The sequence below is a fragment of the Qipengyuania sp. SS22 genome (assembly GCF_025736935.1).
Taxonomy (GTDB): Bacteria; Pseudomonadota; Alphaproteobacteria; order Sphingomonadales; family Sphingomonadaceae; genus Qipengyuania.
This window is the reverse complement of sequence record NZ_CP107048.1, coordinates 1765936-1791606: the sequence shown is the minus strand read 5'-3', so window position 1 is coordinate 1791606 and position 25671 is coordinate 1765936. Positions and strand designations below refer to the sequence as shown.

Annotated in this window: 18 protein-coding genes and 2 tRNA genes; 13 read left to right on the top strand and 7 right to left on the bottom strand. The window is 65.0% G+C overall.

The genetic code is table 11. The annotated features are described in order from the left end of the window. Positions 1–9 precede the first annotated feature (9 nt). The 3 genes from N6L26_RS08840 to N6L26_RS08830 all read left to right on the top strand — a co-directional run bounded on the left by N6L26_RS08840 (position 10) and on the right by N6L26_RS08830 (position 2348). Positions 10–663 (top strand): winged-helix domain-containing protein, encoded by a 654-nt coding sequence (locus N6L26_RS08840; RefSeq protein ID WP_263605228.1) that lies wholly within the window; start codon positions 10–12, stop codon positions 661–663. A gap of 80 nt (positions 664–743) precedes the next feature. Beyond that, positions 744–1541, top strand: coding sequence for a crotonase/enoyl-CoA hydratase family protein (locus N6L26_RS08835; RefSeq protein ID WP_263605227.1), 798 nt, complete (start codon positions 744–746; stop codon positions 1539–1541). Between the two features lie 63 nt (positions 1542–1604). Continuing rightward, positions 1605–2348: a hypothetical protein gene (locus N6L26_RS08830; RefSeq protein WP_263605226.1), complete on the top strand. Its 744-nt coding sequence runs from the start codon at positions 1605–1607 to the stop codon at positions 2346–2348. Positions 2349–2420: 72 nt separating this feature from the next. Here the strand turns inward: N6L26_RS08830 and N6L26_RS08825 are convergent, their stop codons facing one another. After that, positions 2421–3347 (bottom strand): hypothetical protein, encoded by a 927-nt coding sequence (locus N6L26_RS08825; protein ID WP_263605225.1) that lies wholly within the window; start codon positions 3345–3347, stop codon positions 2421–2423. Positions 3348–3415: 68 nt separating this feature from the next. On the opposite strand from N6L26_RS08825, the gene N6L26_RS08820 reads away from it, so the two are divergent. Continuing rightward, the gene (locus N6L26_RS08820; protein ID WP_263605224.1) at positions 3416–3913 is read left to right on the top strand and encodes an RrF2 family transcriptional regulator; all 498 of its coding nucleotides are present in this window, start codon (positions 3416–3418) and stop codon (positions 3911–3913) included. 64 nt (positions 3914–3977) lie between these two features. Here N6L26_RS08820 and N6L26_RS08815 read toward each other — a convergent pair whose 3' ends face one another. Then, positions 3978–4382, bottom strand: coding sequence for a GFA family protein (locus N6L26_RS08815; protein WP_263605223.1), 405 nt, complete (start codon positions 4380–4382; stop codon positions 3978–3980). 517 nt (positions 4383–4899) lie between these two features. Between N6L26_RS08815 and N6L26_RS08810 the strand changes: the two genes are divergently transcribed. Both N6L26_RS08810 and N6L26_RS08805 read left to right on the top strand, forming a co-directional pair. After that, positions 4900–6066, top strand: a complete 1167-nt coding sequence (locus N6L26_RS08810; protein ID WP_263605222.1) for a hypothetical protein — start codon at positions 4900–4902, stop codon at positions 6064–6066. Positions 6067–6324: 258 nt separating this feature from the next. After that, positions 6325–6990, top strand: a complete 666-nt coding sequence (locus N6L26_RS08805) for a hypothetical protein (RefSeq protein WP_263605221.1) — start codon at positions 6325–6327, stop codon at positions 6988–6990. Between the two features lie 75 nt (positions 6991–7065). On the opposite strand, the gene N6L26_RS08800 is transcribed toward N6L26_RS08805, so the two are convergent. After that, entirely contained in the window at positions 7066–7845 is a 780-nt protein-coding gene (locus tag N6L26_RS08800; protein WP_263605220.1) for an acyl-CoA thioesterase, read from the bottom strand. 124 nt (positions 7846–7969) lie between these two features. On the opposite strand from N6L26_RS08800, the gene N6L26_RS08795 reads away from it, so the two are divergent. From N6L26_RS08795 to N6L26_RS08775, 5 genes are all read left to right on the top strand, one after another. Beyond that, positions 7970–8043: transfer RNA gene (locus tag N6L26_RS08795), tRNA-Cys, on the top strand. Positions 8044–8066: 23 nt separating this feature from the next. Next, positions 8067–8142, top strand: a tRNA-Thr gene (locus N6L26_RS08790). Between the two features lie 203 nt (positions 8143–8345). Then, positions 8346–10172, top strand: coding sequence for a ShlB/FhaC/HecB family hemolysin secretion/activation protein (locus N6L26_RS08785; RefSeq protein ID WP_263605219.1), 1827 nt, complete (start codon positions 8346–8348; stop codon positions 10170–10172). 1 nt (position 10173) lies between these two features. Continuing rightward, a complete protein-coding gene (locus tag N6L26_RS08780; RefSeq protein WP_263605218.1) occupies positions 10174–15225 on the top strand; it encodes a beta strand repeat-containing protein in 5052 nt (1683 codons plus the stop codon). Continuing rightward, positions 15215–18253, top strand: a complete 3039-nt coding sequence (locus N6L26_RS08775) for a CHAT domain-containing protein (protein WP_263605217.1) — start codon at positions 15215–15217, stop codon at positions 18251–18253. The genes N6L26_RS08780 and N6L26_RS08775 overlap by 11 nt, the downstream gene beginning before the upstream one ends. A 96-nt stretch (positions 18254–18349) precedes the next feature. Here the strand turns inward: N6L26_RS08775 and cysN are convergent, their stop codons facing one another. Continuing rightward, positions 18350–20257: a sulfate adenylyltransferase subunit CysN gene (gene cysN / locus N6L26_RS08770; RefSeq protein ID WP_263605216.1), complete on the bottom strand. Its 1908-nt coding sequence runs from the start codon at positions 20255–20257 to the stop codon at positions 18350–18352. Continuing rightward, positions 20257–21177, bottom strand: coding sequence for a sulfate adenylyltransferase subunit CysD (gene cysD, locus N6L26_RS08765; RefSeq protein ID WP_263605215.1), 921 nt, complete (start codon positions 21175–21177; stop codon positions 20257–20259). Before cysD ends, cysN begins: the two co-directional genes overlap by 1 nt. An 84-nt stretch (positions 21178–21261) precedes the next feature. On the opposite strand from cysD, the gene N6L26_RS08760 reads away from it, so the two are divergent. Continuing rightward, the gene (locus N6L26_RS08760) at positions 21262–22260 is read left to right on the top strand and encodes a helix-turn-helix transcriptional regulator (RefSeq protein WP_263605214.1); all 999 of its coding nucleotides are present in this window, start codon (positions 21262–21264) and stop codon (positions 22258–22260) included. Here the strand turns inward: N6L26_RS08760 and N6L26_RS08755 are convergent. Beyond that, positions 22257–22988: an acyl-CoA dehydrogenase family protein gene (locus N6L26_RS08755; protein ID WP_263605213.1), complete on the bottom strand. Its 732-nt coding sequence runs from the start codon at positions 22986–22988 to the stop codon at positions 22257–22259. The two genes, N6L26_RS08760 and N6L26_RS08755, sit on opposite strands and share 4 nt — an antisense overlap. Further along, positions 22985–24121, bottom strand: a complete 1137-nt coding sequence (locus tag N6L26_RS08750; RefSeq protein WP_263605212.1) for an acyl-CoA dehydrogenase family protein — start codon at positions 24119–24121, stop codon at positions 22985–22987. Before N6L26_RS08750 ends, N6L26_RS08755 begins: the two co-directional genes overlap by 4 nt. A 125-nt stretch (positions 24122–24246) precedes the next feature. Between N6L26_RS08750 and N6L26_RS08745 the strand changes: the two genes are divergently transcribed. After that, a complete protein-coding gene (locus tag N6L26_RS08745) occupies positions 24247–25668 on the top strand; it encodes an aldehyde dehydrogenase family protein (protein WP_263605211.1) in 1422 nt (473 codons plus the stop codon). Positions 25669–25671 lie beyond the last annotated feature (3 nt).

Genomic DNA, 25671 nt, shown 5'->3' with positions numbered 1-25671 from the left:
GGGCGATTCGTGAGGGGGCCGACATTCGTATGGCTGTCGACCAGCCCGATTGTTCCGATCCGGTGGGATTTGCGGTTGGCGGACTGGTCGATGACCCACGCGCGCGAAACCGGAGGCTTGCCCGGCATGCTCGATTGGCGCGCGGCCAGCAGGCTGCGCGACTGGCGCGAACTGGCAGCGCGCGGGCGGATCGTCGCGGTCGGCGTCGATAATGCGTGGGAACGTGCGCGGCTGCTCGATCACGGGCTGGGCGATGCGCTCGACAGTCAGGTCGCGCATGTCGAACTCGATGCGCGGCTGTCGCGGATCGACGCGCAGGCCGCCGAGCTCCCGCGGCGCATCCAGGCCGGCCCCGTCCTGCTCGACCTGTTCCACCGCGACGGGCGGCTGGACGGTCGCTGGCTCGGCCTGCACCCGCGCGAATTCGCGCTGCTCTGGCGGCTGGCGGAAACCCCCGGTCAGCAGGTGACGCGCGCGCAATTGCTGCGCGATGTCTGGCGGCTCGACCACGTGCCCGAAACCAATTCGCTCGAAGTGCATGTCTCGCGGCTGCGCGCCAAGCTCCACGTTTCGCGCTGCGGCTGGCTGGTCGAAACCCACCCGCAGGGGGGCTACCGGCTGGCGGCCGACAGCGTCGCCCCGCCGCTTGCCTATTCTGCCTGATCGCCCGCGGCGCAACTGGACTTGTCCCGCCCGATGGCTACCAAGGTGCCAAGGGATATTTTCGGAAGAGAGGCACTGCCATGAATTTCAACGACCGCGTTTCCATCGATCTGGCCGACAATGGCGTGGCGCAGGTGCGCTTCACCCGCGGCGACAAGATGAACGCGCTGGACCCGGCCCAGTTCGAGGCTGTGCTGGCTGCGGGCGAGGCGCTGCGCGACATGCCAGGCCTGCGCGTGGCGGTGCTGTCGGGCGAAGGCCGTGCCTTCTGCGCGGGTCTGGATACCGCGAGCTTCGGCGGCGAACCGGCGGGCTCGGCCGCGCTGGTCGAGCGGACGCATGGCAATGCCAACCGCGCGCAGGAAGCCGCGATGACCTGGCGCAAATGCCCCGTGCCCGTGATCGCCGCGGTCCACGGCGTATGCTTCGGCGGCGGGCTGCAGATCGCCAGCGGCGCCGATATCCGCGTGGTCCACCCGCAGACGCGCATGGCGGTAATGGAAATGAAATGGGGCCTCGTGCCCGACATGGGCGGCTATGCGCTGTGGCGCGGGCTGGTGCGCGACGACACCTTGCGCGAACTGACCTACACCAATCGCGAATTTGTCGGCGAAGAGGCGCTCCAGCTCGGCTTCGCCACCATGCTCGACGAGGACCCGCTGGCCAAGGCCAATGCGCTCGCCGAAACCATCGCCAACAAGAACCCGCAGGCCATCCGCGGCGCCAAGCGGCTGTTCCGCGTGATGCACGAAGAAGGCGAGGACGCGATCCTGATGGCCGAGAGCGAAGAACAGGACGGCATCATCCGCCAGCCCAACCAGATCGAGGCGGTGATGGCCGAAATGCAGAAACGCGCGCCGGTGTTCAAGGACGTGTGAGTGGCGGCGCTCCGGCTGCGCGCGTTAACATAGCTATGACGATCTGCGTCTAAGCACGCCGGTATGCAGCAATTTCCGCAAATCATTCGCCACATGTCCGGATGGGTCGTGCTCTGTTTTGCACTGGCAGTCTCGGGGTGTTCGCTCACCGACGATACGCCAGCCTATCGCTATCGCCTGACGGTGGAGGTCGATACCCCTGATGGGGTGAAGACCGGGTCGAGCGTGATCGAGGTGGATACCCAGGTAGCGGGCGGATATTCAATCCCGACCCCCGGGCGGGTCACCAACCGCCTGCGCGGCGAAGCGGTGTCGGTCGATCTCGGCGAGGATCAGGTGCTGTTCGCACTGCTGCGTTCGGAAGCCGACATTGATTGGGCGGGACGGGTGATGTATCGCCTGTCTCCCCAGTACACCGGCGAGAATGCTCTTCGGGACGGATATCGGAACATGCTCCGGCATCGGCCGGAAAGGACCGTACCGCGCCATTTTTCCCGCATCGACCGGATGGACCAACGCTCGGCCTATCCGATGCTGGTAACCTTCGGCGACCTCGACGATCCTACCAGCGTTGAACGAGTCGACCCCGACGATCTGGCCGCTACCTTTGGCGAAGGGGTCCGCCTCAAGCGCATCACTGTGCAGATTACGGACGATCCGGTTACGAGCGGGATTGGGCAGCGTCTGGGGTGGCTGAATCGAACAAAGGCCACCCTTTTATCGAGGCCAAGAGATACGCCGATCGGTCAACTCCCGATCGAATATCAGGTTGGCAAAATCTCATTTGTGCGAAGTGATGGTCAATGAAGCGCTATGTTTTCCTCTTGCCGCTCCAATCCCAGCGTTCGTTCGCGACCCATATCTTACCGCCGTGCCCAATCACCCCGCCCTCGGGATAGCGCAGGCCGAGGCATAGCCCAGCCCGCGCTTGATCGCGGGGAACAGTCTGCCGCTGGCGGCGGCGAGCGTCATTTCGGTGCGGACGGGGCGCGAATGCTGCGCCTCGATTGCCTCGCCCAATTCGGCCGCGCGCAGGATGTCGCCGCTGGCGATGGCCTCGCCAAAGCCGAAGGCGAGCGCATCGGACTCGCATTCGGGCTGGCCCATCAACGCGTTTTGCAACCGGTCCTTGTCCATGCCGTCGGCTAGCGCGAAATTGCGGACGATCTCGACGCAGGGCCCGCAATCTTCCGCGCGGGTCGAGCCGAGCCGCGCCATGTGGATCATATCGCTGGGCGCATGGTAATAATGCCCCGCCAGCACCATCGCGTGCTGGAATTTCTCGACCGCAAAGCCGCCCGCATCGGACAGATCGTCGTAATAGGGCTCGGCATTGCCGACCATCCGCTTCATCCCGTTTACGAAGACCCCCTTGGGCAGGGGCACGGGCGAGACGCGCTGGCGGCCGAACTGGATGCCGATAGCGACCAGCACCACCAGCGGCGGGCCGAGCACGCCGGGCGCATCGCGCCAGAAGATGCCGGGGCCGCAGATCCCGGTGAGTACTTCGTAAATATGCAGCACGCCATGCGCGCCCAGCCACGCCGCGCCGACCAGCGCGCTGCCCCAGCGCAGCCCCGGATTGGCCGCTGCGAAAGCGATCAGCGCGCCCGAGACGAGATAGGCGATCCCGATATCCCGGATGAAATGCGCATTGGCCGGACCGCTTGCTTTGACCGTGTCCACGAACTGGTACCAGCCGAACGGGTCGGTGAGCATGAACAGGCCGAAGACCAGTGCGAACAGCGCCACAAGCGCCAGCAGGACTTGCACCAGCCGATCGAGCGCGTCAGGTTTGCCATACATTATCGGACTCCCTATATCCGGATATTGAATATCCATTTAAAGGAGGCCGCGCAAGAGGAATGTCGGGCATGCGGATCAACAAGGGCGTCGAATGGGCAGGCCATGCCTGCGCGCTGCTGGTGCCGCTGTGGCCCGACAAGGGCTTGCCGCTCTCCGCGCTGGCCGAATTCCACGCGCTGCCCGAGCCCTATATGGCCAAGCAGATGCAGGCGCTGGCGCGTGCCGGGATCGTCACCGGTGGGCGCGGGAGGAGCGGGTTCTACACGCTCGCCCGCGCGCCCGGCGATATCACGCTGCTCGACATATTGCTGGCGGTCGATGGCGACGAGCCGATGTTCCGCTGCAGCGAGATCCGCCAGAACGGTCCTTGCGCCAGCAAGCCCGCCGATTGCAAAGTGCCGTGCAATATCGCCGGGGGGTTCTGGCGCGCGGAGGAAGCCTATCGCGCCAGCCTGGCGCAAGTCGATCTCGCCACACTGGCGGGCGCGGTGGCCGCGCAGCTGGGCCCGGAGAAAACCGCCCGGGCAGGCGCATGGATTTCCGGCAATGTGCGGACGCGCGGCTGACCCGCAGGGGTTGGGGGCAGTGGTAAGGGGGTAAGGGGCCGGCGCGGATCGCGGGCGCTTGAGCTTAGCCCAGCGATCGGGCCTCGCGCACATAGGTGAAGTCGCCTTCACCCGACCAGTCGCGGCCATCGGGGTGCCGCAGTTCGATCCCCGCAAGGTCTTCTGCATCGGCCAACCACATATTCACGCCCATCATGGTGTTGCCGTGCGCGGCGATGGCTCTTTCGGTCAGGACGAAATGGCTCGTTGCGCCGCATGTCGGGCAGAATTGCACTTCGGCATTGGGCTCTGCCTTGTCGGCCCGGCGGTATCCTTGCGCCTGGCCGTGAACGGTGACCTCGGAGGGGTGGAAATAGGCCCATCGTGCACCCGTCTTGCTGCACAATGTGCAGTTGCATTCATGGATGAATTCGGGCCGCTTTGTCAGCTCGAGACCGATCTGGCCGCACAGGCAGGACGTTTTTATCATTCGCGGCTGATAGCGCTGGCGGCGCGCGTTTTGCACCCGAATTCGGACACCCCCTCGCTGGAATAGCTATGCGCCGCGTGCCGGGTCGCGTTCTCGCTCATCCACCGGCCGCTCGAAGACCATCCCGGCGCTGGGCAATTCCGCCGAGCAGCCGTCGAAGCCTGTTGCCGGAGCGCTGACCGGGCAGGATGAATTCCGCGATGGGACCGGAATGGACCAAGTGGCTAGCCCGAAGCTGATGGGTTGAGCCGGGTCAGTTCGCGCATTCATCCGGTATATCGACATTCGCTCGACGAGCCGGGAAGTATATCATCGAATAGATGGGACCGTTTTGGGCATAATTTTACTCCCTTCGAAGAGTGGGTGTCCATGGACGCTGTAAATATTCGAGTGTATAAAGGAAAAACTACGCCGACTCGAAGATCGCATTCGCACCGGGTTTTCGCGTTTTAAGCTCGTCTGCGCGCTTGATAACTTGGATACATCTTGTCGGCCTGGCCAACAGGAGGATGTTGCAATGGCTCTTCACCACGCATTCCGCACTAGCGCTCGGAATATCGCCGATGTTCACAGCGCATATAAGCAAAGCGTCATCTTCGTTAACAACGAAGCGACCGGCGTTTACAGTTCGCAGCTCGGTGTCCTGAACACGCTGCCTCCCGACTGGCAGGATTTCGTCAACGCGCACCAGGCCGCCCAGGCGGACGCGCTCGACTGGATCAACAATGTGATGGCGCGCCTGCTCACCGTCCCGGCCAGCGTCCAGGGCTATAACGCCACCATTTCCGCCGCCCTGCAGGACGCGAGAAACCAGGCCCAAGCGCTGGTCCAGAACCCGGGAAACGCCGGCGCCAAGTCAGCGCTGACCGCGGACCTGAACCTCGTCAAGTCGCAGGTCTCGCTGGTGCTTGCCTTCGTGTCGGGCACGCTCTCGGCCGTGCAGGATTACCAGAACAAGGTGCCGGATATGGCGCAACAACTGCAGACGATCGCGAACAAGTCGTCGGCCGACGCGGGGGCGGATCAGCAAAAGATCGACGAGCTGAACGCCGCGATCGAGCGGCTCAAGGCGGAAATCAAGTCCCTGACCGCAGCCATCGTTGGCCTCGCTATCGCCGACGGCATTGCGCTTACCCTGGGTGTGGTCGCCACGATTGCCGCGTGGCCTGTCGGGGCGCTCGCCTGGATCGTGCTCGGACCTGTCGTTGCGGTGGCCACTACGTACATCGCCCTCGATGCGATCAAGATCAAGGCGGACAAGGCGGAGATCGAAGCGAAGCAGGCCCAGATCACCGGGATCACCCAGGACGTCGCCGTGCTCCAGGGCATGGCGAAGCAATATGGGGATTTCGCGGCGCAGACGGCCGACGTGCAGTCGAACCTCAAGAATGTCGAGGCGGAATGGCAGACGCTCGACAACGAGGTGACGAACGCCGTGAACGACATTCAGGCCGCCATCGCCGATGAACAGGCGTGCAACTATCAGTCGGTCGCCGACGATCTGAACGAAGCCGTCGCCGCCTGGACAGATGCCTATAATCAGGCAGGCAGCCTGATCATCGACATCAACGTCAACAATGCGCAGCTCGAACCGGGCATGTCGCAGCAAGACGTGCAGGCCGCGATGGCCATTGGCCAGACGACCGATCTCGTGACCTATTTCAACCAACTGCAGACCGCGTAGATTACGGCTCGCGATGGTGGGGCCGCGCAGCAGACGGTTGCCGGGCCGGCATAGTAAGCCGTTCGCGTCATCCGCTACCATTAAGGGTGCCGGCTGTTTATCTCGGGCTTGGCTTGTGGGGCGCTGCCCCGCAAGCAAAGCGTTTGCGCCGCGCGCAAGGCGGCCCGGTACCGCATCCCCCCAGGCAATGATCGACAAAGCCCCGGCCTTACCCAAAACCCCTTTCCTACACGCGCCGAATTTGTCTTAACCTGGCGGATGACAGACCAACCGCACCCTTCCTCCTTCGTGCAGGCCGGTGACGACATCGCACCTGCATCGCTCCCCACACCTCCCGCCGACCCGCGCCATGGCGGCTGGACGCCCGCGCGGCAGGCCGCCTTCCTGCGCGAACTCGCCGCGACGCATAATGTCTCCGCCGCGGCGCGCGCGGTGGGGATGGGGCGGCAATCGGCCTATAAGCTGCGCGCGCGGCTGCGCGGGACGCCCTTCGACAGGGCCTGGGAAGCCGCCTTCGCCGCGCGCTTCGACGTGCTTGCCGAGGCGGCGCTCGACCGCGCGCTCAACGGAGTCGAAGTGCCGCATTACTACAATGGCGAACTGGTCGGCACCTCGCGCCGCTATGACGAGCGGCTGACGCTGGCATTGCTCGCCATGCGCCAGGGCCTCGTGCGCAAGCCCAGATACGATTTCCTGCCCGAAGCGGCCTTCGGCACCGGCGATCTGGCCGCGCTCGCGGATCGGGTCGAACGCGGGCCGCCGCACTGGCGGGGCGATGCCGAGGAAGAGCGCGAGGCGCGCTCCGAGGTCGAGGCCGACGGGGACCGGCCCGAACAGGAGGAAGCCGCCGATCCGGACGAGGGAGCGGGGGCGGGGGTGCCCGCCGAAGTGTCGCCCACCGATGGAGGCGGTATTACCGAGTAATTACAGCGGCATGTGATGGCGTTCCGGCGGGCGACAGGGTGTCGCCCTTGTCGCCTGCTTGTCGCCCGATCGGGTTCAGCCGAACACCGCCACGCATTGCATCCCGTCGAGCACCTGCTTGCCCTCGGCGTTCCACAGCCGCAGCCGTTCGGATGAATAGCCATGCGCCGCGTGCTGGCTGGCGTTCTCGCTCATCCACCACCCGTCACGGGTCGTCGGCGCGGGTTCGAGCAGGTTGAACGACCAGTTGACCGAACTGATCGGTCCCTGCCGCTTCATCGCGCGCATCGCGCCCGGCGGCAGCACATCGCCCAGCAGGATCAACTCGCTTACCGGGTCGAGCCCCTCGCGGTCGGTCAGCCGCGCCCAGCGCCGCACCACCGGGTCGCCGGGGCCCTGCTGCTCCTGCGCGCGGAGGATCTCGAAATTGTTCTGGATGAAGGCGGGGCCCTTGCCGTGCATCGCGCTCTCGGCTTCCTCGGGCGGACCGGGCCAGTCGGCGACCGGTGCGGCATCGTGCAGCGCATTGGCCTCGCGCTCGGTGCCGAACAGCCAGAAGGCGGTGAGCGTGCATTTGCCCTCGCACCAGATCTCGCTACGCACCTGCGCGACATTGCGGCCCTGCCGCACGATCTCGCGGCGCAGCTCGACCTCGGGGCCGGTGGGCGCAACGAAGGCGACCTGCGCCCCGCGCAAGGGTGGCAGGTCGGGAAAGGCCCGGGCGACCGCGGTATAGGCGATCAGCGCCGACGCACCGCCATACAGCGTGCGCCCCTGCATCCAGTGGTCGAGCCCGGAAAAGCGCGTTTCGCCGCCTGCTGCGGTGATCGGATCGAGGAGGTTGGCAATGCTCATGCGCAGGGTCATTGCGCCTATCCCGCCACGCGTCCAGACTGACGTTACGTAAGGCGCGACGAGGCGATTGCCTTTGCCCGCGAGAATCGCTAGTGCGCCGCTTCCCGACCGAGAGGCCGGGCGAGGCCCGATGGCGGAGTGGTTACGCAGAGGACTGCAAATCCTTGCACGCCGGTTCGATTCCGGCTCGGGCCTCCACTTCCCGCGCACACCGCGAAAGTGCCGCTTTAGCTCAGTTGGTAGAGCACATCATTCGTAATGATGGGGTCACAGGTTCGAGTCCTGTAAGCGGCACCACGACTTCCGCCTCACCCCATGCCCGCGCGATTTCCTCAAGCCGTGACCGTCCCTCGGTGGGGCGTGCAAGATTCAGCATGACAATTCGCGTGGGAGGATGTTAAGGCCTTGCTTATCACAAGGAAGAGGCCCGGATAACGGGCCCGGCGGATCGCTGATTAAATCGACGAGTGCATGTACTGTGCTGTTGGGGGGCGATCCGAATGGGCTTTGGCCAGCGTATCTACACGAATTTGAATAGCGGCGATGGGCCCGCGTTACACCGCGCACGCACGGTCTTGCTGGCCGGGGTGGGGGCGTTCGCGCTTGCCAATCCCGCGATGGCGCAAGCACAAGCGGTGCCAAGCCGCAGCGAGCTGACCCCGCCGCAAGCACGCGAGCCGGTTGCGCCGCCCACCACGCTGACGATCGACGGGGGAATGGAGCGCTCGCCCTGCGCGCTCGACGCGCCCGATCTGGCCGACATCACGGTAACGCTCAATGCGGTGCGCTTCATCGGTGCGGACAAAGCGCCCGAAGTCGACCTGACCGGAGCCTACGAGAGCTATGTGGGTCGCGAACTGCCCGTATCGGTGCTGTGCGATGTCCGCGCGGCGGCCAACCAGCGGCTTCAGCAGGCGGGCTATCTCGCGACGGTCGAAATCCCTGCGCAGCGGCTGTCCAATGGCGACGCGGAAATGCGCGTTGTGTTCGGCCGGGTCACGGCATTGCGGGTGCGCGGCGATGCGGGGCCTTCCGAGCAATTGGTGGCGACCTATCTCGAACCGCTGACGCAGGATGCGGTCTTCAACACCACGCGGGCCGAGCGCTATCTGCTGCTCGCCGACGACCTGCCGGGGGTCGATGTTCGTCTCTCGCTGCGCCCTGCCGCAGGCGGAGCGCCGGGGGATCTGGTCGGCGATATCGCGGTGATACGGCGGCGCGGAACGCTCGATCTCAATGTCCAGAACTTCGGATCCAAGGCGCTTGGCCGGTTCGGCGGGCTGCTGCGCGGCGAGGTCTATGATCTGACCGGGCTCGGCGACCGGACCAGCGTCGCGCTGTTCTCCACCGCCGAGTTCGAGGAGCAGCAAACCGTCCAGCTCCGGCATGATTTCGCGATCGGCGGCGATGGTCTGCGGATGTTCGGCCAGTTCACCTATAGCTGGACCGACCCCGATCTCGACCTGCCCGGGCTCGATGTCGAATCCGAAACGCTGTTCGCCTCAGCGGGGCTGTCCTACCCGATCCAGCGCAGCCGCAGCACCTCGCATATCCTGAGCAGCGGATTCGATTACGTCGACCAGGACCTGACGGTGAACGATCTGCGCCTGACGCGCGACCGGGTGCGGACGGTCTTCCTGCGGGTGGATTCGCTCTACGCCGATCCCGCCAGCATCGCGGGCACCAATGGCTTCAGCGCCTTCGAACCCCGGCTTGGCGCGCGCGGCGCGATCGAGCTGCGCCAGGGGATCGACATATTCGATGCCACCCCCGATTGCCGCACCGATCCGCGCACCTGCATTGTGGCGGGTGTAGCCCCCAACCGGATCGAGGCCGATCCCACGCCCTTGCTGGTACGGATCGAAGGCGAGGCCGATTACCGGCCCATACCCGATGTGCGTTTCTCGCTCGGCATGAATGCACAATTCTCCCGCGATCCGCTGCCCGCCTTCGAGGAATTCTCTGCGGGCAATTATTCGCTTGGCCGCGGCTATGACCCGGGCAGCATTCTCGGGGATAGCGGCTACGCGTTGTCGCTGGAAATGGGCTACGGTTCGCTGGCGCCCGATGGCCTCGCCGAACTGGCGTGGGAAGGCTATCTCTTCACCGACATGGCCTGGGCCTGGAACGAGGACCCGAGCCGTTCCCCGCTCAATCCCGATCGCCTGTGGTCGGCGGGCGGCGGTATCCGCTTTGCTTATGGCAGCGCGCTGCAGGCCGATGTGGCTGTCGCAGTGCCGCTCGAGAAACCCGATTTCGCTGCCGATCGCGGAGACGTGCGCGTGCTCGTTTCGCTCACCACCCGCCTGCTTCCCTGGAGGTTCTGATATGGCCCGCTCGATCAATCATCGTCTGCCCCTGCTGCTTGGCGGCGCCGGACTCGCCATGGCCGCAGTATTGGCGATCCCTTCGCAGGCGCGGGCAGATGCTTTCAATGGAGCTCCCACAATCGTGCGGGGTACCGTCGATATCGATCGCTCGGTCACGGATGTCGACACATTCACGATCACTTCTGCAACCGCGGTGCTCGACTGGTTCCCCTTCGAGGATGACCAGGGCAATGCGCTGACCTTTCTTCCCAATGGTGCGACAGCCTATTTCCAGGACGGACCGGGGCAGGGCGGGTTTGCAGTCCTCAACCGCATTCTGCCTTCGACCAATGGCGATGTGGTGGTGTTCCAGGGGTCGGTCATCTCGCGTCTCCAAGACGCCAACGGAGGATTCTCCACTGGCGGGACGGTCGCCTTCTATTCGCCCACCGGGATCCTAGTTGGCGGCACAGCGGTGTTCGATGTCGGCCAGCTTCTACTGACGACTCTCGATGCCGATCTCGACAGTTTCGAGAGCTATGCTGCGGGTGGAGCGCTTGAGCTGACTGGAACGCAAGGATCGACCGCGGGCATATCGATCACGCCGGGGGCTCAAATCACCGCGGCGGGCGAAGGCAGTTATTTCGTCACTGCCGCACCGCAAATTTCGATGCAGGGCAACGCCAATATCAATGGCTCGACCGCCTACATTGCAGGCGAGCAGGTCAACCTGACCTACAATAGCGGACTGTTCGATATCGAAATCCCGGTTGGGACGAGCGTGGCCACGCCAATCGACCATCGCGGCGTCACCGGCGGCCCGTCGAGTCTGGGCGCGGGCGACAACCATGTGATTTACATGGTCGCGCGCGCGGTGAACGATCCGATCACCATGCTCCTGCGCGGCAATCTGGGGTTCGACACCGCGGTTAGCGCCGGAGTCGATAATGGCGATATCATCCTGTCCGCCGGTTATGATGTCTTCGGGCGCGATGTGGAGACCGGTGGGGTCGATGACGGAGCGGTGGCAGAATCGATTTCGGTCACCGGTGCCGCCAACCTGACATCAAGTGTCTTCGCCGGGGCGACGGGCAATTTCAGCGTCACGTCCAATGCCGGCGCGATTGATTTCGAGGATGGCCTCACGGTCGAGGCGGCACGTGCGATCTCGCTCACCGCGACCAATGGCAACGATCTTACGATCACCGGGGATGCCGATTTGCTGGCCCGCGGAACCATCGCCACCTCGGGCGACGTGATCGGCGGAACGATCGACCTTATTGCACGCCAAGATGCGACACTGAAGATCGCGGGTGCGCTGACTGCCGACGCCACGCCGGTGCAGGATAATGGCGCGGCGACCGGAGGCGAGATCGAACTGAGCGCGAACGGGGGCTCGCTGTCGATCGATGGCGACGTGATCCTACGCGCCCGAGCGCTCGACCAAACGACCTCGGGCGGGCTTGGCAATGGAAACGGTGGCAGCGCTATCTTGGCTGCACAGAACGCCGGTGTCATCGAACTTGGCGCCACCTTGTCCGTCGATACGTCCGCCTTCGGCAACGGGCGCGTCGGTTACAGTGCCACCGGCGGCAGCAGTGAGATCGTCGCGCAGAGCGGCGGGATCATCGATGTCGTCGGGAACGCGACACTGACAGCGATCGGTAGTGGCGGCGATGCGGACGGAGCGGTGGGCATCATCGACGGCGGTGCAGGGACCGGCGGATTGGCGAATGTCGAAGCCGATGGCGGGGCAATCACTTTCGGCGGCACGCTGACACTCAATGCGTCGGGTACTGGAGGACGTGGCGCGAGCGTGTTCGGCGGCGGTCCTGGTGATACCGGGGGGCTGGGTCAGGGCGGCGAGGCGTTGATCAATGCCCTTGACGGGACCATCGACATCGCTGGGACCACGACGCTGCAGGTTCCGGGTTCGGGGGGCATCGGTGGTGCGGGCGGCGCAGGCATTGGTGGTGTCGGGCAAATATACGCCACTGGTACAGGGGCGATTACGACGGCCGATGTTGTCGGCTTTGCGATTGGCACCGGCGCCGCTGGGTCCATTGCAGCCGGGGGCGATGGCAGCGCCGGTCGCGTGATCATCCTGACCGAAGGCACCGGCGACGTAAATGTCGGGGGAGATGTGGATTTCCAAGCCACCGCATCTGGCGGGGATGGACAGGCGGGCGGAGATGCGACGGGGGGTATAGCCGGGATCTACGCCACCTACGGTAGTATCAGCGTCGATGGATCGGCCGCGCTTTCTGCCAATGCCTCGGCCGGAGATGCGTCGATTGGCTTCGGTGGCACCGGCGGCAATGCGCTGGGCGGCACCGCCTATATCCAGGCCGATGGTTCGCAAACCCTCTCCGCCAGTCTTACGATCGCCGGCGATGCATCGATGAATGCCTCGGGTGTCGGCGGCGACGGCGGCGAAGGTGATGGCAGCACGATCGGCGCGGGCGCCGGCGGCAACGGTACGGGAGGCACATTCCAGGGAACACCCGGTACGGGCGGCGCCTTCGCACTCGCCGGCCGCGACAATGCCACGCTGACGGTCGGGGGCAGCACCGCGCTTTCGGCGAGCGGTTTCGGCGGCACGGGCGGCACCGGCGGTACCGGACAGGTCGGCGGAGCCGGTGGCGCGGGCGTGGGCGGTACCACGCAGGCCGGCACATTCAGCGGCGGCGGCGACGGATCGCTCGGCAATGGCCGGGCGCAGTTCGATATGCTGACGCTCGAAGCAAGCGGCAATGGCGGCGATGGCGGATCGGGCGCTGTCGCGCTTGGTGCGGGCGGAATTGCCGCGGGCGGCTTCGCGGGCGTGTTCGCCAATGGTTCGCAGGTCGACGCGGGGAACATTTCGACTCGCGCCGATGGCACCGGCGGGGCCGGTTCGACCGGCGGGGACGGCTTTGGCGGCAATGCCGGGATGGGGATCGTCGGTGGCACGCTCAACGCGCTATCCGTCATCGGCAGCGCGCAAGGCACCGGCGGCAGCGGGACGACCGGCAATGGCGGCGCCGGGCGCGCGGGTGACGTCTCGATCGACAGCGATTCAATCCTCAATGTGACTGGCGACATCCAATATTCCGCGATCGGCAACGGCGGGGCTTCGGAAACGGGCGATGGCGGTCTGGCTGAAGGCGGGGTCGCTAGCATAACCACTTCGGACACCGCGATCCTCACGGTCGGCGGCGATGTTATCCTCAATTCGCTTGCGAATGGTGGGGGCGGGGCTGTCGGCGGGAATGCTACAGGCGGAACAGCCTTCCTCGACGTATTGGCGGGCACCACGACCATCTCGGGCACAACCACTCTCGATGCGAGCGCCTTCGGAGGCGGGTCGAGTGACGGCGATGGCGGGAGTGGGACCGGCGGTCTGGCCTATGTGCACAGCCGGACCGGTGGCAGCCTGTCCTTCGGGGATGCAACCCTCACTGCCAATGGGTTCGGCGGCTTCGACGCGACAGGCGTGCAATCAGGCGGTGCAATTGGCGGCCTGGTCCAGGTTCTGGCGAGCGCCGAGGCTGCTATCGAGGCGGATTTCCTGCGGCTGGAAGCGCTTGGCGCGGATACGGCCGGGGCGTTCGAGATCATCGCCAATGGCGGGACGATCGGACTCGATCAGCTTGTCGCGCGGGCGACCGGCGCCAGCGCTGGGGATGCGTCGCTGATTCGTGCTGCGGGCGGCGCGATCCCGATAACGGGATTGGCGCAGTTCGAGCTCACCGGCGATCTCGACATCGTCACGGCGAACGGCGGGCTGATCGGCGGACCAAGCATCGGCGATCCCACTGCCGCCATCTCCATCGATACCGGTGGTACCGTGACGATCGATGGCGACAATGACGACCAGATCGGCTTCGGCGGGCAGGATGTGTTCATCCTTTCCAGCGAACTCGACATTCTCGCGGGGGCAAGGATCGGCGCCGAGTTTCTCAATCTCGTCGTGTTCGGCAACGACGCGACGACCGTGCTTGGCGGAACCGGCGATACCGGGGGTTACACGCTTACCCAGGCCGAGCTTGAACGCATCGACGCGAGCGCCGCCTATTTCGGCGCCTCTTTCGAAGGCATGGCGTCGGACGATCTGCTGATCCGTGACACGACCATCTTCGGGTCGCTGGACGATGGCGTGGCCAGTGTGTTTATCGGCGCAGGCGGAGTGGCCCGCGTCGAAGGCATCCTTGCCTATGTCGATGCGGCTCCGACCGATGAACTGTCCATCCTGGCACAACGGCTCGAAATCGTGACCCCGGGAGGGATCGGCATTGTCGATTCGCAGGACAATCCAACCGGGCGGTTCAGCTTCTTCGGCAACGACTTCTGGATGGCCGATGCGGACACCATCGCGCAGCTTCGCGACGACGTCGGCTTTGCCGGCCGCGACGCGCTGCTGGCAGCCGCCGCCGCGGGCAGTTCCGATCCGCTTGGATATTTGCGCGCCGGCGATGTCCTGCTCGCGGTCGGCAGCAGCCTGCTGGTTCGCAATACGGGAACGAGCCAGGCTCCGGCGGGCATTACCGTCACCGGAGGTTTGTCGATCGCCAGCTTCGAAAATGACGACCAGCAAACCCCCTCGGGCGGAGCGCTTGATGTCTTCGCCTACGGCCGCCAGTTGAACGGCGATGGCAGTTTCGTGACCGGAGAGGATTTCTTCGCTCTGGTCGAGTTCAGTACCGATGAGGACCTCGACGGACTGTTCACGACCTACACCGACGCGTCGCAATTCAACGATTGCACGATCAACACCGCGCAATGCGCCGGGGTCGAACCGCCGCCGCCCGATACGCGCGAGGAGGTGCTTGAGGAGATCGACCAGAAAGCGCCGGCGGCTGCGGTGACGACCACCGCAGCGATCGCAACCGCACCGGTCGAGCAGAGCGAACAGGACAGCAATGTCGAGTTCGGAGCCGATTTCCCAGGGCTGCTCAGCGCCTCGCTGATCGGCAAGCAGGGCGCGATCGACGATCCGGTCGCCAGTGGCGGAGATATCGCGCTCTATGGCGCGGGCGAAGAAGCCCCCGAGCAGGATGATGAGACCGCGGAGGATTCCGATGAGCAGTAAAACCTGGACCGTATTGGCGGCCTGCAGCGCCGCAGCAGTGACGCTGTCGGCTCCGCTTCAGCCCGTTGCTGCACAGAATGGCGAGCGTCCGGTCAGCTATAGCGACACCTTCCCGATCGGGGCCAATGGCCTGTGCGAAGCGCAGATCATGCCGCCGCAGCCAGGGGCCGGATTGTTCGATCGCGGATATACGATCGTCTGCCGCGATGCCGCAGCCCCTGTAGGCACGCTCTGGGTTCTTCGCGATGCGCAAGGCGCGAATGCGCAGGCGCGGTTCCTCCCCTCGGCCGAATGCCGCGAAGGTGACGGAACCGCCGTACCCGACGCGCTGGGGGACAGCCAAAGCTATTCCTGCAGCGATAGCGATCTGGGGACGCGGCGCGTCCTCGTGGCGGGCAAGCACGGCGGGAAGCTCTATGCCGGTGAGGCCATTACCGCCTATTCCGATGCCGTGCGGCTCGGGATTGCCACGCTGGTCAACGATCGTCCTGTCCAGGGGAACGTCGAGATCCCGCTTACCGAAACCGGGGACGCGGTCGCCTTTGCCCGCGCACAGGCGCGCGCGCTCGCCTCGGATGCGGTGATCGCCGAAGCCTACCGCCGCAGCAATAGCGGCGATTTCGCCGAAGCCGCCGAATTCTTCGCCGCGACTGCCGCCACTGCAGAAGGCGACAATGCCCTCGAAGCGCGCCTCAATGCCGCGCTCCTACAATCGAACCTCGGCAATTATGCCGAAGCCTCCAGAGGTTTCGCGAGCGTGCGCGGGCAAGTCGGCGGCGATCCGGTGCTGGCGCGGCTGCTGCGCAATTATGAGGCGATCGATGCATTGAATGCGGGGGCGCCGCAGGTGGCGCTCGACATCATCGAGCGCCCGCTCGCAACCGGCGCGACGTCGCAGGATGCGCTGGCGGGCCAGGAAATCACCGATGCGCTGGCCGCACGGCTGTCGGCCGAACAGACGAGTGCGCTGGACGAAGTCGGCGGGCTCTCCGCGCTCGAACGCGCCGATCTGCTCGACGGGCAGACCGACTATCTCGGCGCGACCGCGCTGCGTCTTCTGGGGCGCAAGGGTGAAGCCGAGCAGCGCTTGGCCGATGCCGACAGCGGCCTGGCGAGTGTCCGTAATGGTTCGGTCCGTTCGATCCTGTGGCTGCGTGCGCAGGTGCTGGGCGAACTGGCCGACCTGGCCGAGGACAAGAACGATGCGGGTGCTGCCGAGGGCTATCATGGCCGAGCGATCGCGCTGCTTGAGACCAATTACCCCAATTCCCCCGCACTGCTGAGCAGCAAGGCGCAATATGCGGGCTATCTGGCGCGCAGCGGGCGGAGCGACGAAGCGCTCGCTGCCTATCGCGATCTGGTGGGCGATGCGCAGGGCAAGCCGACGCCAGCCCTGCGCCGTTTGCTGGTGCCGTTCTTCGATCTGCTGACCCGGGACGGGGATGCAGACGCGGAGGCTGCGGCGGACATGTTTCTTGCCAGCCAGCTGCTGCAACGCCCGGGCCTGGCGCAAACCCAGGCGGTGCTTGCACGTGAGTTGTCGGGCGGGAGCGACGAAGCCTCGCAACTCTTCCGCAAGGCGGTCAATGTCGGGCGTTCGGTCGAACAATTGCGCAATCGTGTGGCGCTGCTCGAAGGGCAGGCGGTTGCCGATCCGCTGGTTGCCGAACGGCTGACCGCGCAGCGCACAGCGCTCGCCCAGCTCGAGACGCAGCAATTGGCGATACAGGACAGGCTGGGCGAATATCCCCGTTTCCGCGCGGTATCTGATGGCCGGGTTACGTTGGAGGAATTGCAGGGGACGCTGCGGCCAGGCGAAGGCTATCTCAAGCTGGCGACGCTGGACGGCGCGACCTTCGCCATCTTTGCCACGTCGGAGATGGCGCGCGCCTATCGCGCAGGTGTCGATCCCGAGGCGCTCGAGGCCGAGGTGGACGATTTGCGGGCCACTATCGCCTATGTCGAGAACGGGCAGACGCTGACCTTCCCCTTCGACATCGAAAAATCGCGCGCGCTGTACAAGGCGCTGCTCGAACCGGTCGATGGTGAGGTGAAAGCGCTCGACCATCTCGTATTCGAACCCGATGGCGCGATGTTGCGGCTGCCTGCGAACCTGCTGGTCGCCGATGACGCCAGCGTCGATCGCTATGTCGAGCGGATCGCGCAGGGCGGCGACGACTACGACTTCACCGGGACCAACTGGCTGGGGCGTGCGGTCAGGATCACGACCACCGTGTCCCCGTCGGCCTTCCGCGATGTCCGCCGGGCCCCCGGGTCCTCCGCGGTCCGCGAATATATCGGGTTCGGCGAGAACACGCCGCTGACCCAGGGGCGCGGGACGCTCGGCACGCGTGCGGCGCTGGCTGGCGGGGCCGACTGCCTGTGGGCGCCGTCGATCTGGGACTATCCGATCAAGGCCGACGAGCTTTACGCTGCCTCGCGCAGCCTGGGTGCGGGCACCGCACAAGAGCGGATCGTCACCGGCGACACCTTTACCGATACCGCGGTTCTGGGGATGGAAGACCTCGATCAGTATCGCATCCTCCATTTCGCCACGCACGGCCTCGTAACCGCCCCGCAGCCCGAATGCCCGCCGCGTCCGGCGCTGCTGACCTCGTTCGGGGACGAGCAGTCCGATGGGCTGCTGTCCTTCGCGGAAATCTTCGATCTCAAGATCGATGCCGATCTGGTCATTCTCTCGGCCTGCGACACGGCCGGAGAGGCAACGCTCGGCGCTACGCGCGAAGCGGGCGTCAGCGGCGGCGGGTTTGCCCTCGATGGATTGGTCCGCGCTTTCGTCGGTGCGGGCGGCAGGACCGTCGTCGCCAGCCATTGGCCGGTGCCGGACGATTACGATGCGACGAACCGGCTGATCGACGGCTTCTTTGCGGTGACACCGGGAACCTCGCTGGCCGAAGCCATGCGCCAGTCGCAGCGCCGGCTGATGGACCAGAGCGAGACCTCGCATCCGTTCTATTGGTCGGCATTCGCGATTGTCGGCGATGGCGGGGCGCAATTGCGCAACTGAGTCCGTCCGACAGCCCGGGACGCTCCCGGACAGCCGACGCTGAAACGAAAAGGGGCGCCGTGTGGCGCCCCTTTGTCTTATCTCAGCGGGAGGGTCCTACTTCAGCGGGAGGATCTCGCCGATGATGTAATCGGCGGCTTCCTCGGGGGTCATTTCGACCGTGTTGACGCGGATCTCGGGGCTCTCGGGGGCTTCATAGGGACTGTCGATCCCGGTGAAGTTCTTGAGCTTGCCTTCACGAGCCTTCTTGTAGAGCCCCTTCACATCGCGCGCCTCGGCCACTTCCAGCGGCGTGTCGACATGGATTTCGATGAACTCGCCGCTATCGATCATGTCGCGCACCAGCTGGCGATCGGCCCGGAAGGGGCTGATGAAAGCGGTGAGGACGATAAGCCCTGCATCGGTCATCAACCGTGCTACCTCGCCGATCCGACGGATGTTCTCGATCCGGTCGCTTTCGGTGAAGCCGAGGTCCTTGTTGAGACCGTGGCGGACATTGTCGCCATCGAGCAGGAAGGTGTGGCGGTTCATGATCGCCAGCTTCTTCTCGACTTCGTTGGCAATGGTCGACTTGCCCGAGCCCGACAGGCCGGTGAACCACAGCACACGCGGCGTCTGGTTCTTCATCGCGGCGTGATGGTCGCGCGTGATGTCGGTCGCCTGCCAGTGGACGTTCTGGCTGCGGCGCAGGCTGAAGTGGATCATCCCCGCCCCGACCGTATGGTGGGTGATCTTGTCGATCAGGATGAACCCGCCCAGCGCGCGATTTTCGGTATAGGGATCGAACACGATCCGCTTGTCGGTGGTGATTTCGCACACGCCGATCTGGTTGAGATGCAGTGTTTGCGAAGCGAGATGTTCCATCGTGTTGACGTCGATCTCGAACTTGGGCTCGGCCACGGTCACGCTGACCATTTGCGAGCCAAGCTTGAGCCAGTAGGCGCGTCCGACCACCAGCGGTTCGTCATCCATCCACACGATCGTCGTTTCGAACTGGTCGGCGACTTCGGGCGGGCTGTCGGCGGTCGCGAGCACGTCGCCGCGCGAACAGTCGATCTCGTCCGCAAGCGTGATCGTCACCGACTGGCCGGCAACTGCTTCGTCGAGTTCGCCATCCATGGTCACGATCGACTTGACCGTGCTCGTCTTGCCCGAGGGCAGCGAACGCAGCTCGTCACCCGGCTTGACGGTGCCGGTGGCGATCTGGCCCGAAAAGCCGCGGAAGTCGAGATTGGGCCGATTGACCCACTGCACCGGCATGCGGAACGGTTTGGCCTGATTGGCGGTATTGTTGACCTCGATGGTCTCGAGGTGGTCGATCAGCACCGGGCCATCATACCAAGCGGTGTTGTCCGAGCGCGTGGTGATGTTGTCGCCCGCGAGGCCCGACATCGGGATGGCGGTAAAGCTTTCGATCCCGATGCTCTTGGCGAAGGCCGCGTAATCGGCGACGATCGCGTCGAACCTGGCCTGATCGTAATCGATGAGGTCCATCTTGTTCACCGCGAGCACCAGGTTCTTGATGCCGAGCTGGTGGCACAGGAAGCTGTGGCGCTTGGTCTGGACCAGCACGCCCTTGCGCGCATCGATCAGGATGGCGGCGCAATCGGCGGTCGAGGCCCCGGTCACCATATTGCGGGTATATTGCTCGTGTCCCGGGCAGTCGGCGACGATGAACTTGCGTTTCTCGGTCGCGAAAAAGCGATAGGCCACGTCGATCGTGATGCCTTGCTCGCGCTCGGCGGCAAGCCCGTCGACGAGCAGGGCGAAGTCGATCTCCTGCCCCTGCGTGCCGACTTTCTTGCTGTCGTTCTCGAGCGCGGCAAGCTGGTCTTCGAAGATCATCTTCGAATCGTAGAGCAGCCGGCCGATCAGCGTCGATTTGCCGTCATCCACGCTGCCGCAGGTGATGAAGCGCAGCATCGACTTGTTCTGGTGCTGCTCGAGATAGGCCTCGATATCGTCGGCGATCAGCGCGTCGGTCTGGTAAATGGGATCGGTCATCAGAAATAACCCTCCTGCTTCTTCTTCTCCATCGACGCGTCGCCCGCGTCCTTGTCGATCACGCGGCCCTGCCGCTCGCTGGTGGTGGTCAGCAGCATTTCCTGCACCACTTCCTGCAAGGTGGCTGCCTCGCTCTCGACCGCACCGGTCAGCGGGAAGCAGCCCAGCGTGCGGAAACGGATCGAACGTTCGGTGATCTCGGGCCGGTACCCCATCACGGCCTCGAGCCGCTCGAGGTCGTCGGCCATGAACAGCCCGCCTTCATACTCGTAGGTCGGGCGCTTGGCGCTGAAATAGAGCGGCACGATCTCGATATTCTCGGCCATGATATATTGCCAGATGTCGAGCTCGGTCCAGTTGGACAGCGGGAAGACGCGAATGCTCTCGCCTTTTTTCTTGCGCGCATTGTAGATGTTCCACAGCTCGGGCCGCTGGTTTTTCGGATCCCAGCCATGCGTCGCGGTGCGGAAGGAGAAGATGCGCTCTTTCGCGCGGCTCTTTTCCTCGTCGCGGCGCGCGCCGCCGAAGGCGGCATCAAACCCATGCTTGTCGAGCGCCTGCTTGAGCCCCTCGGTCTTCCACATGTCGGTGTGCAGCGGGCCGTGGTCGAAGGGGTTGATCCCGCGCTCCTCGGCCTCGGGGTTCTGATAGACGATCAGGTCCATCCCGGCGTCGCGCGCGGCCTTTTCACGCAGCTTGTACATGTCCTGGAATTTCCAGGTCGTATCGACATGCATCAGCGGGAAGGGCGGGGGCGAAGGGTAAAAGGCTTTCTTGGCGAGATGCAGCATCACGGCGCTGTCCTTGCCGATCGAATAGAGCATCACCGGCTTGTCCGCCTCGGCGGCGACTTCGCGCATGATGTGGATGCTCTCGGCTTCGAGCCGCTGGAGATGGGTCAGGGTTTTGGGATCGGTCATGAAGGGGTTCCTCAAGTCTTGCCCCTCGCTTACCGCTCCACACAAAGGATGGACCTCCCATTTGGGAGGTAGTAAGGCGATTGCATGCGCATCCCCAATCTCGGCGAGACGGAGCTCCTCGTACCGCTCCATTCGGGCGTGTTCGAACAGCCCATGTGGCAGACCTTCCTGCGCCAATTGCGTCGGGTATGCGCGGCGGATGGCGTGGCGATCCGGTTGCGTAGCGCGGGCGAGGAGGGTCTTGTCGCCCTGGCCGATGGTGTTGTTGGTGCGTTCGCCGATAGCGATATGCGCGAGGCGCGGGTCTATGCGGGGGAAGAACTGGGCAATCCCGATGGCGCCTTGCGTGCGGTGCGTGTGGGAAGCGGCGATCTGAGCCTCGTGCTGTGTGCCGCCGCGCCACAAGCGCCCGGTGCCGAGATCGCCAGCCTGCTATCGGCGCTGGTGCCGCATCTGCGGGTGGCGCTGCAGGTGGTCTCCGCGCTCGAACGCGAACGCGGCCGGGCTTCGGTCGGCGCGGAAGCCTTTCGCCGGATGAATTTCGGCTGGATCGCGGTGGACCGGCGCTGCCGGATCGTCGATCTGGATGCCCAGGCGGGCCGGCTGCTCGAACGCTCGGGTGCGCTGCGGCGCGGCCCCTACGATCGGCTGGTTCCCGGCTCTCCGGCGGTCGATCGCCAGCTGACGGCACTGGTCCGGGCGATGGCGACCGACCGGCGTCACCGTCCGCGTGCGATCAATCTCAGCCAGGACCCGTGGATCGATATCCTCGTCGCGCCGATGCGGGTCGATGCGCTGGCGGGCGAGGGCAAGGCGGTCGCGGTGGTCTATCTGCGCGGCGACCGGTCCTCGAGCGCCGACCGGCACGAACAATTGGTCGACCTGTTCGATCTCACCCCCGCCGAAGCGCGGTTGGCATGGTCGCTGGCGCAAGGGCTCTCGATCACCGAGGCCGCGCAGGCGCACGGTCTGACGGTCGAGACCGCGCGCTATTATTCGAAGAAGATCTACGCCAAGACCGGCGCGCGCGGACAGGTCGATCTGGTGCGCAATATCCTGACCGGGGTGCTGGCGCTGGCCTAATCGGTGCGTGCGGACAGGTCGGACCAGAAGGCATCGGCGCCGCGCGTCATGACACTCTCCCCGAGCTTGCCGCTCCAATGCGCGTCATTGCCGAATTCGGACCGCCATTGCCACAACCGCCGCGTCAGTGGGTGCAGCCCGTATTCCTGCGTGAAGCCGATCGCGCCGTGGACCTGATGCGCGACTGTCGTGCCCACTTCGACCGCGCGATTGGCGCGCAGCTTGGCGGCGGCGATCTCGAATTCCGCATCCCCGCGATCGAGCGCCTGCGCCGCTCCCATCGCCGCGCAATTGGCCGCCGCCGCTTCGCAGGCAAAGCTCGCCAGCGACTGCTGGACCGCCTGGAACTTGCCCAGCGGCTTGCCGAACTGCACCCGCTCGTTGGCATAGGCGACCGACAGCGCCAGCGCGGCGTCGAGCGCCCCGGCGATCTGCGCGGTGCGGGCGAAGGCCATCAGGCCGAACCACTGGTCGCTATCCTGTTCAACAACGCGCGCGATAGTCACGTCCGGCAGGTCGATCCCCAGCGCGTGATAGCCCGCCAGCCGGAAGACGATCAGCGCATCCATCCAGCTGCCGCCGAAACCGCCATCGTCTTCGGGCACCAGCAGTGCGTGCAGGCCGAGTTCGTCGAGCCGGTCGCCGTCGCGCGCCATGGTTGCGTCAGGACCCAGTTCGGCGAACAGCGGATCGGTCATTTCTGCCAGCATGCGTCTGGTATCGCTCATCGCAGCCCCAGCCCCCGGGCGATGATGCCCTTGATGATCTCGCGCGTGCCGCCTCGCAGCGAAAAGCTGGGGCTGACCTGCAAAAGGTAGAAACAGACATCGCGCAGGGTGGCGGCATCTGCATCGGCAAAATCCGCCGCCGCCTGAACCAGTTGCGGGATCGCCTGTTCGTAGGAATTGCCAAGGTCCTTGACCATGGTGGCCTCGAGCGCGGGGTCCTCGCCCCGTGCCAGCTTGGCCGCGACCGACGCGCTCATCAGCCGGAGCGTCCAGGCATCTGCCGTCAGCCGACCGATCAGCTGCTGCAACGCCATGTCCTGCCTCGCACCGGCGTAGCGGACCAGTTCGAGGAATAGCACCATCGAGGACAGGTAGCGTTCGGGCCCGGCGCGTTCGAGCGAGAGCTCGGCGGTGGCCTGCTTCCACCCGTCGCCTTCGGTCCCGAGCAGCGCGGTTTCGGGCAGGCGCACATCCTCGAAGAACACCTCGTTGAATTCATGCGCGCCGGTGAGGTCGATGATCGGTTTCACGGTGACCCCGGGCGCATCCATCGGGATGACGAATTGCGACAGCCCCTGCTGCCGCTCGCTCCCCGCTTCGGTCCGCACCAGCGCGATCATGAAATGGCTGACATGCGCGCCGGTGGTCCAGACCTTCTGGCCGTTGAGCACCCAACCGTCGCCATCGCGCCGCGCCGCGGTGCGCACCGATGCGAGGTCCGAACCCGAATTCGGTTCGCTCAACCCGATGCAGGCGAAAGCCTCGCCCCGCGCGATTGCGGGCACCCAGCGGCGCTTCAAGTCTTCATTGCCCAGCCGCAGCAGCAGTGGCCCGCTTTGCCGGTCCGCGATCCAGTGCGCGCCCACCGGTGCGCCCGCGGCGAGCAGTTCCTCGATCACCACATAGCGTTCGAGCTGGCTGCGCTCGTGCCCGCCGTATTCGGTCGGCCAGGTCATCCCCAGCAGGCCCGCATCGCCCAATCGCTTGCTGAAACCGGCGTCGGCCTTGGTCCAGCAATTCGCACGGCGGACCGGGTCGCGCTCGCCATGCGCGGCCACCAGCGCGCGCACCTGTTCGCGCAGGTCCGGCGCGGTCTCGGGCCAATCGACGGCTTCGGTAACGAAGGTCTGCATTGCTCTCCTCTTCGGCGCCTCTCTCTCCAATTTGGCGCCGCACCGCAAGACCCGTTGCATCGAGCAACGAATTTCGACAGTGTGATGCCAAGGGACGAATCCCAGATTTGCGCGAGGAGAGAGACATGACCGACTACAAGAACCTGATCGACGGCAAGATGGTCGATAACGGCCAATGGCTCGAGGTGCTCAACCCCGCCACCGAGCAGGTCGTCGGCCGTGTGCCGTCCTGCGGCAAGGAAGAACTCGACAGCGCGGTCGCTGCCGCGCGCCGCGCGTTCACGCAGTGGAAGAAAACCACGCCCGAGGAACGGCAGAAGGTCGTTCAGGGGATTGCCGCCGCAATCAAGGAAAACGCGGACGAGCTCTACCGCTTGCTGACTTCCGAACAGGGCAAGCCGCACACGCAGGCGCAGCAGGAGATTTACGGCGCGGCAGGCCTCGCCGCCGCGCAGTCGACGCTCACGCTCGACGATGTCATCAACCAGGATGACGATACCCGCCTCTCGCGCACGCGGCGCGTACCGGTGGGCGTGGTCGGCGGGATCGTACCGTGGAACTTCCCGATCATGATGGCGATCCAGAAGATCGTCCCTGCGCTGGTTGCAGGCTGCACCATCGTGCTCAAGCCGTCGCCGTTCACGCCGCTGACCACGCTGCGGATCGCCGAACTGATCAAGGATGTGGTCCCGGCGGGCACGGTGAATATCATCACTGGCGAAGACACGCTCGGCCCGCTCATCACCGAGCACCCCGACATCGACAAGATCACCTTCACCGGCTCGACCGCGACGGGGAAGAAGATCATGGAAGGCGCATCGGGCGATCTCAAGCGCATCACGCTCGAACTGGGGGGCAATGACGCGTCGATCGTGCTGCCCGACGCCGATGTCGAAAAGGTCGCCGAGCAGCTGTTCTGGTCGAGCTTCTCCAATGCGGGCCAGGTCTGCATCGCGGCCAAGCGGATCTACATCCACAAGGACATCTACGACGATCTGTCGCAGGCGATTGCCGCTTACGCAAAGACCGTGGTGGTGGGCGATGGTTCGCAGCAGGGCACCGGCGTCGGTCCGATCCAGAACAAGAAGCAGTACGAACGCGTGCTCGACCTCATTCAGGATGCGCGCGACAACGGTTACAAGTTCCTCACCGGCGGTGAGAAAGACCCGTCGGGCACCGGCTATTACGTGCCGATCACGATCCTCGACAATCCGCCCGAAGATGCGCGGATCGTGGCCGAGGAACAGTTCGGCCCGGTCATGCCGCTGATGAAGTTCGATACGGTCGACGAAGTGATCGAGCGGGCGAACAATTCGGAATACGGCCTGGCCGGCGCTGTCTGGACCAAGGACACCGACAAGGGCGTCGAGATCGCCGAACAGCTCGAGACCGGGACCGTCTGGATCAACGAATTCATGCAGCTTTCGCCCTTCGCGCCGTTTGGCGGGCACAAGCAATCGGGCTTCGGCGCCGAATACGGCATCGATGGGCTGAAGGAATTCACCTACCCGCAGGTGATCACGGTCAAGCGCGACGCCGCCGTCTGACCG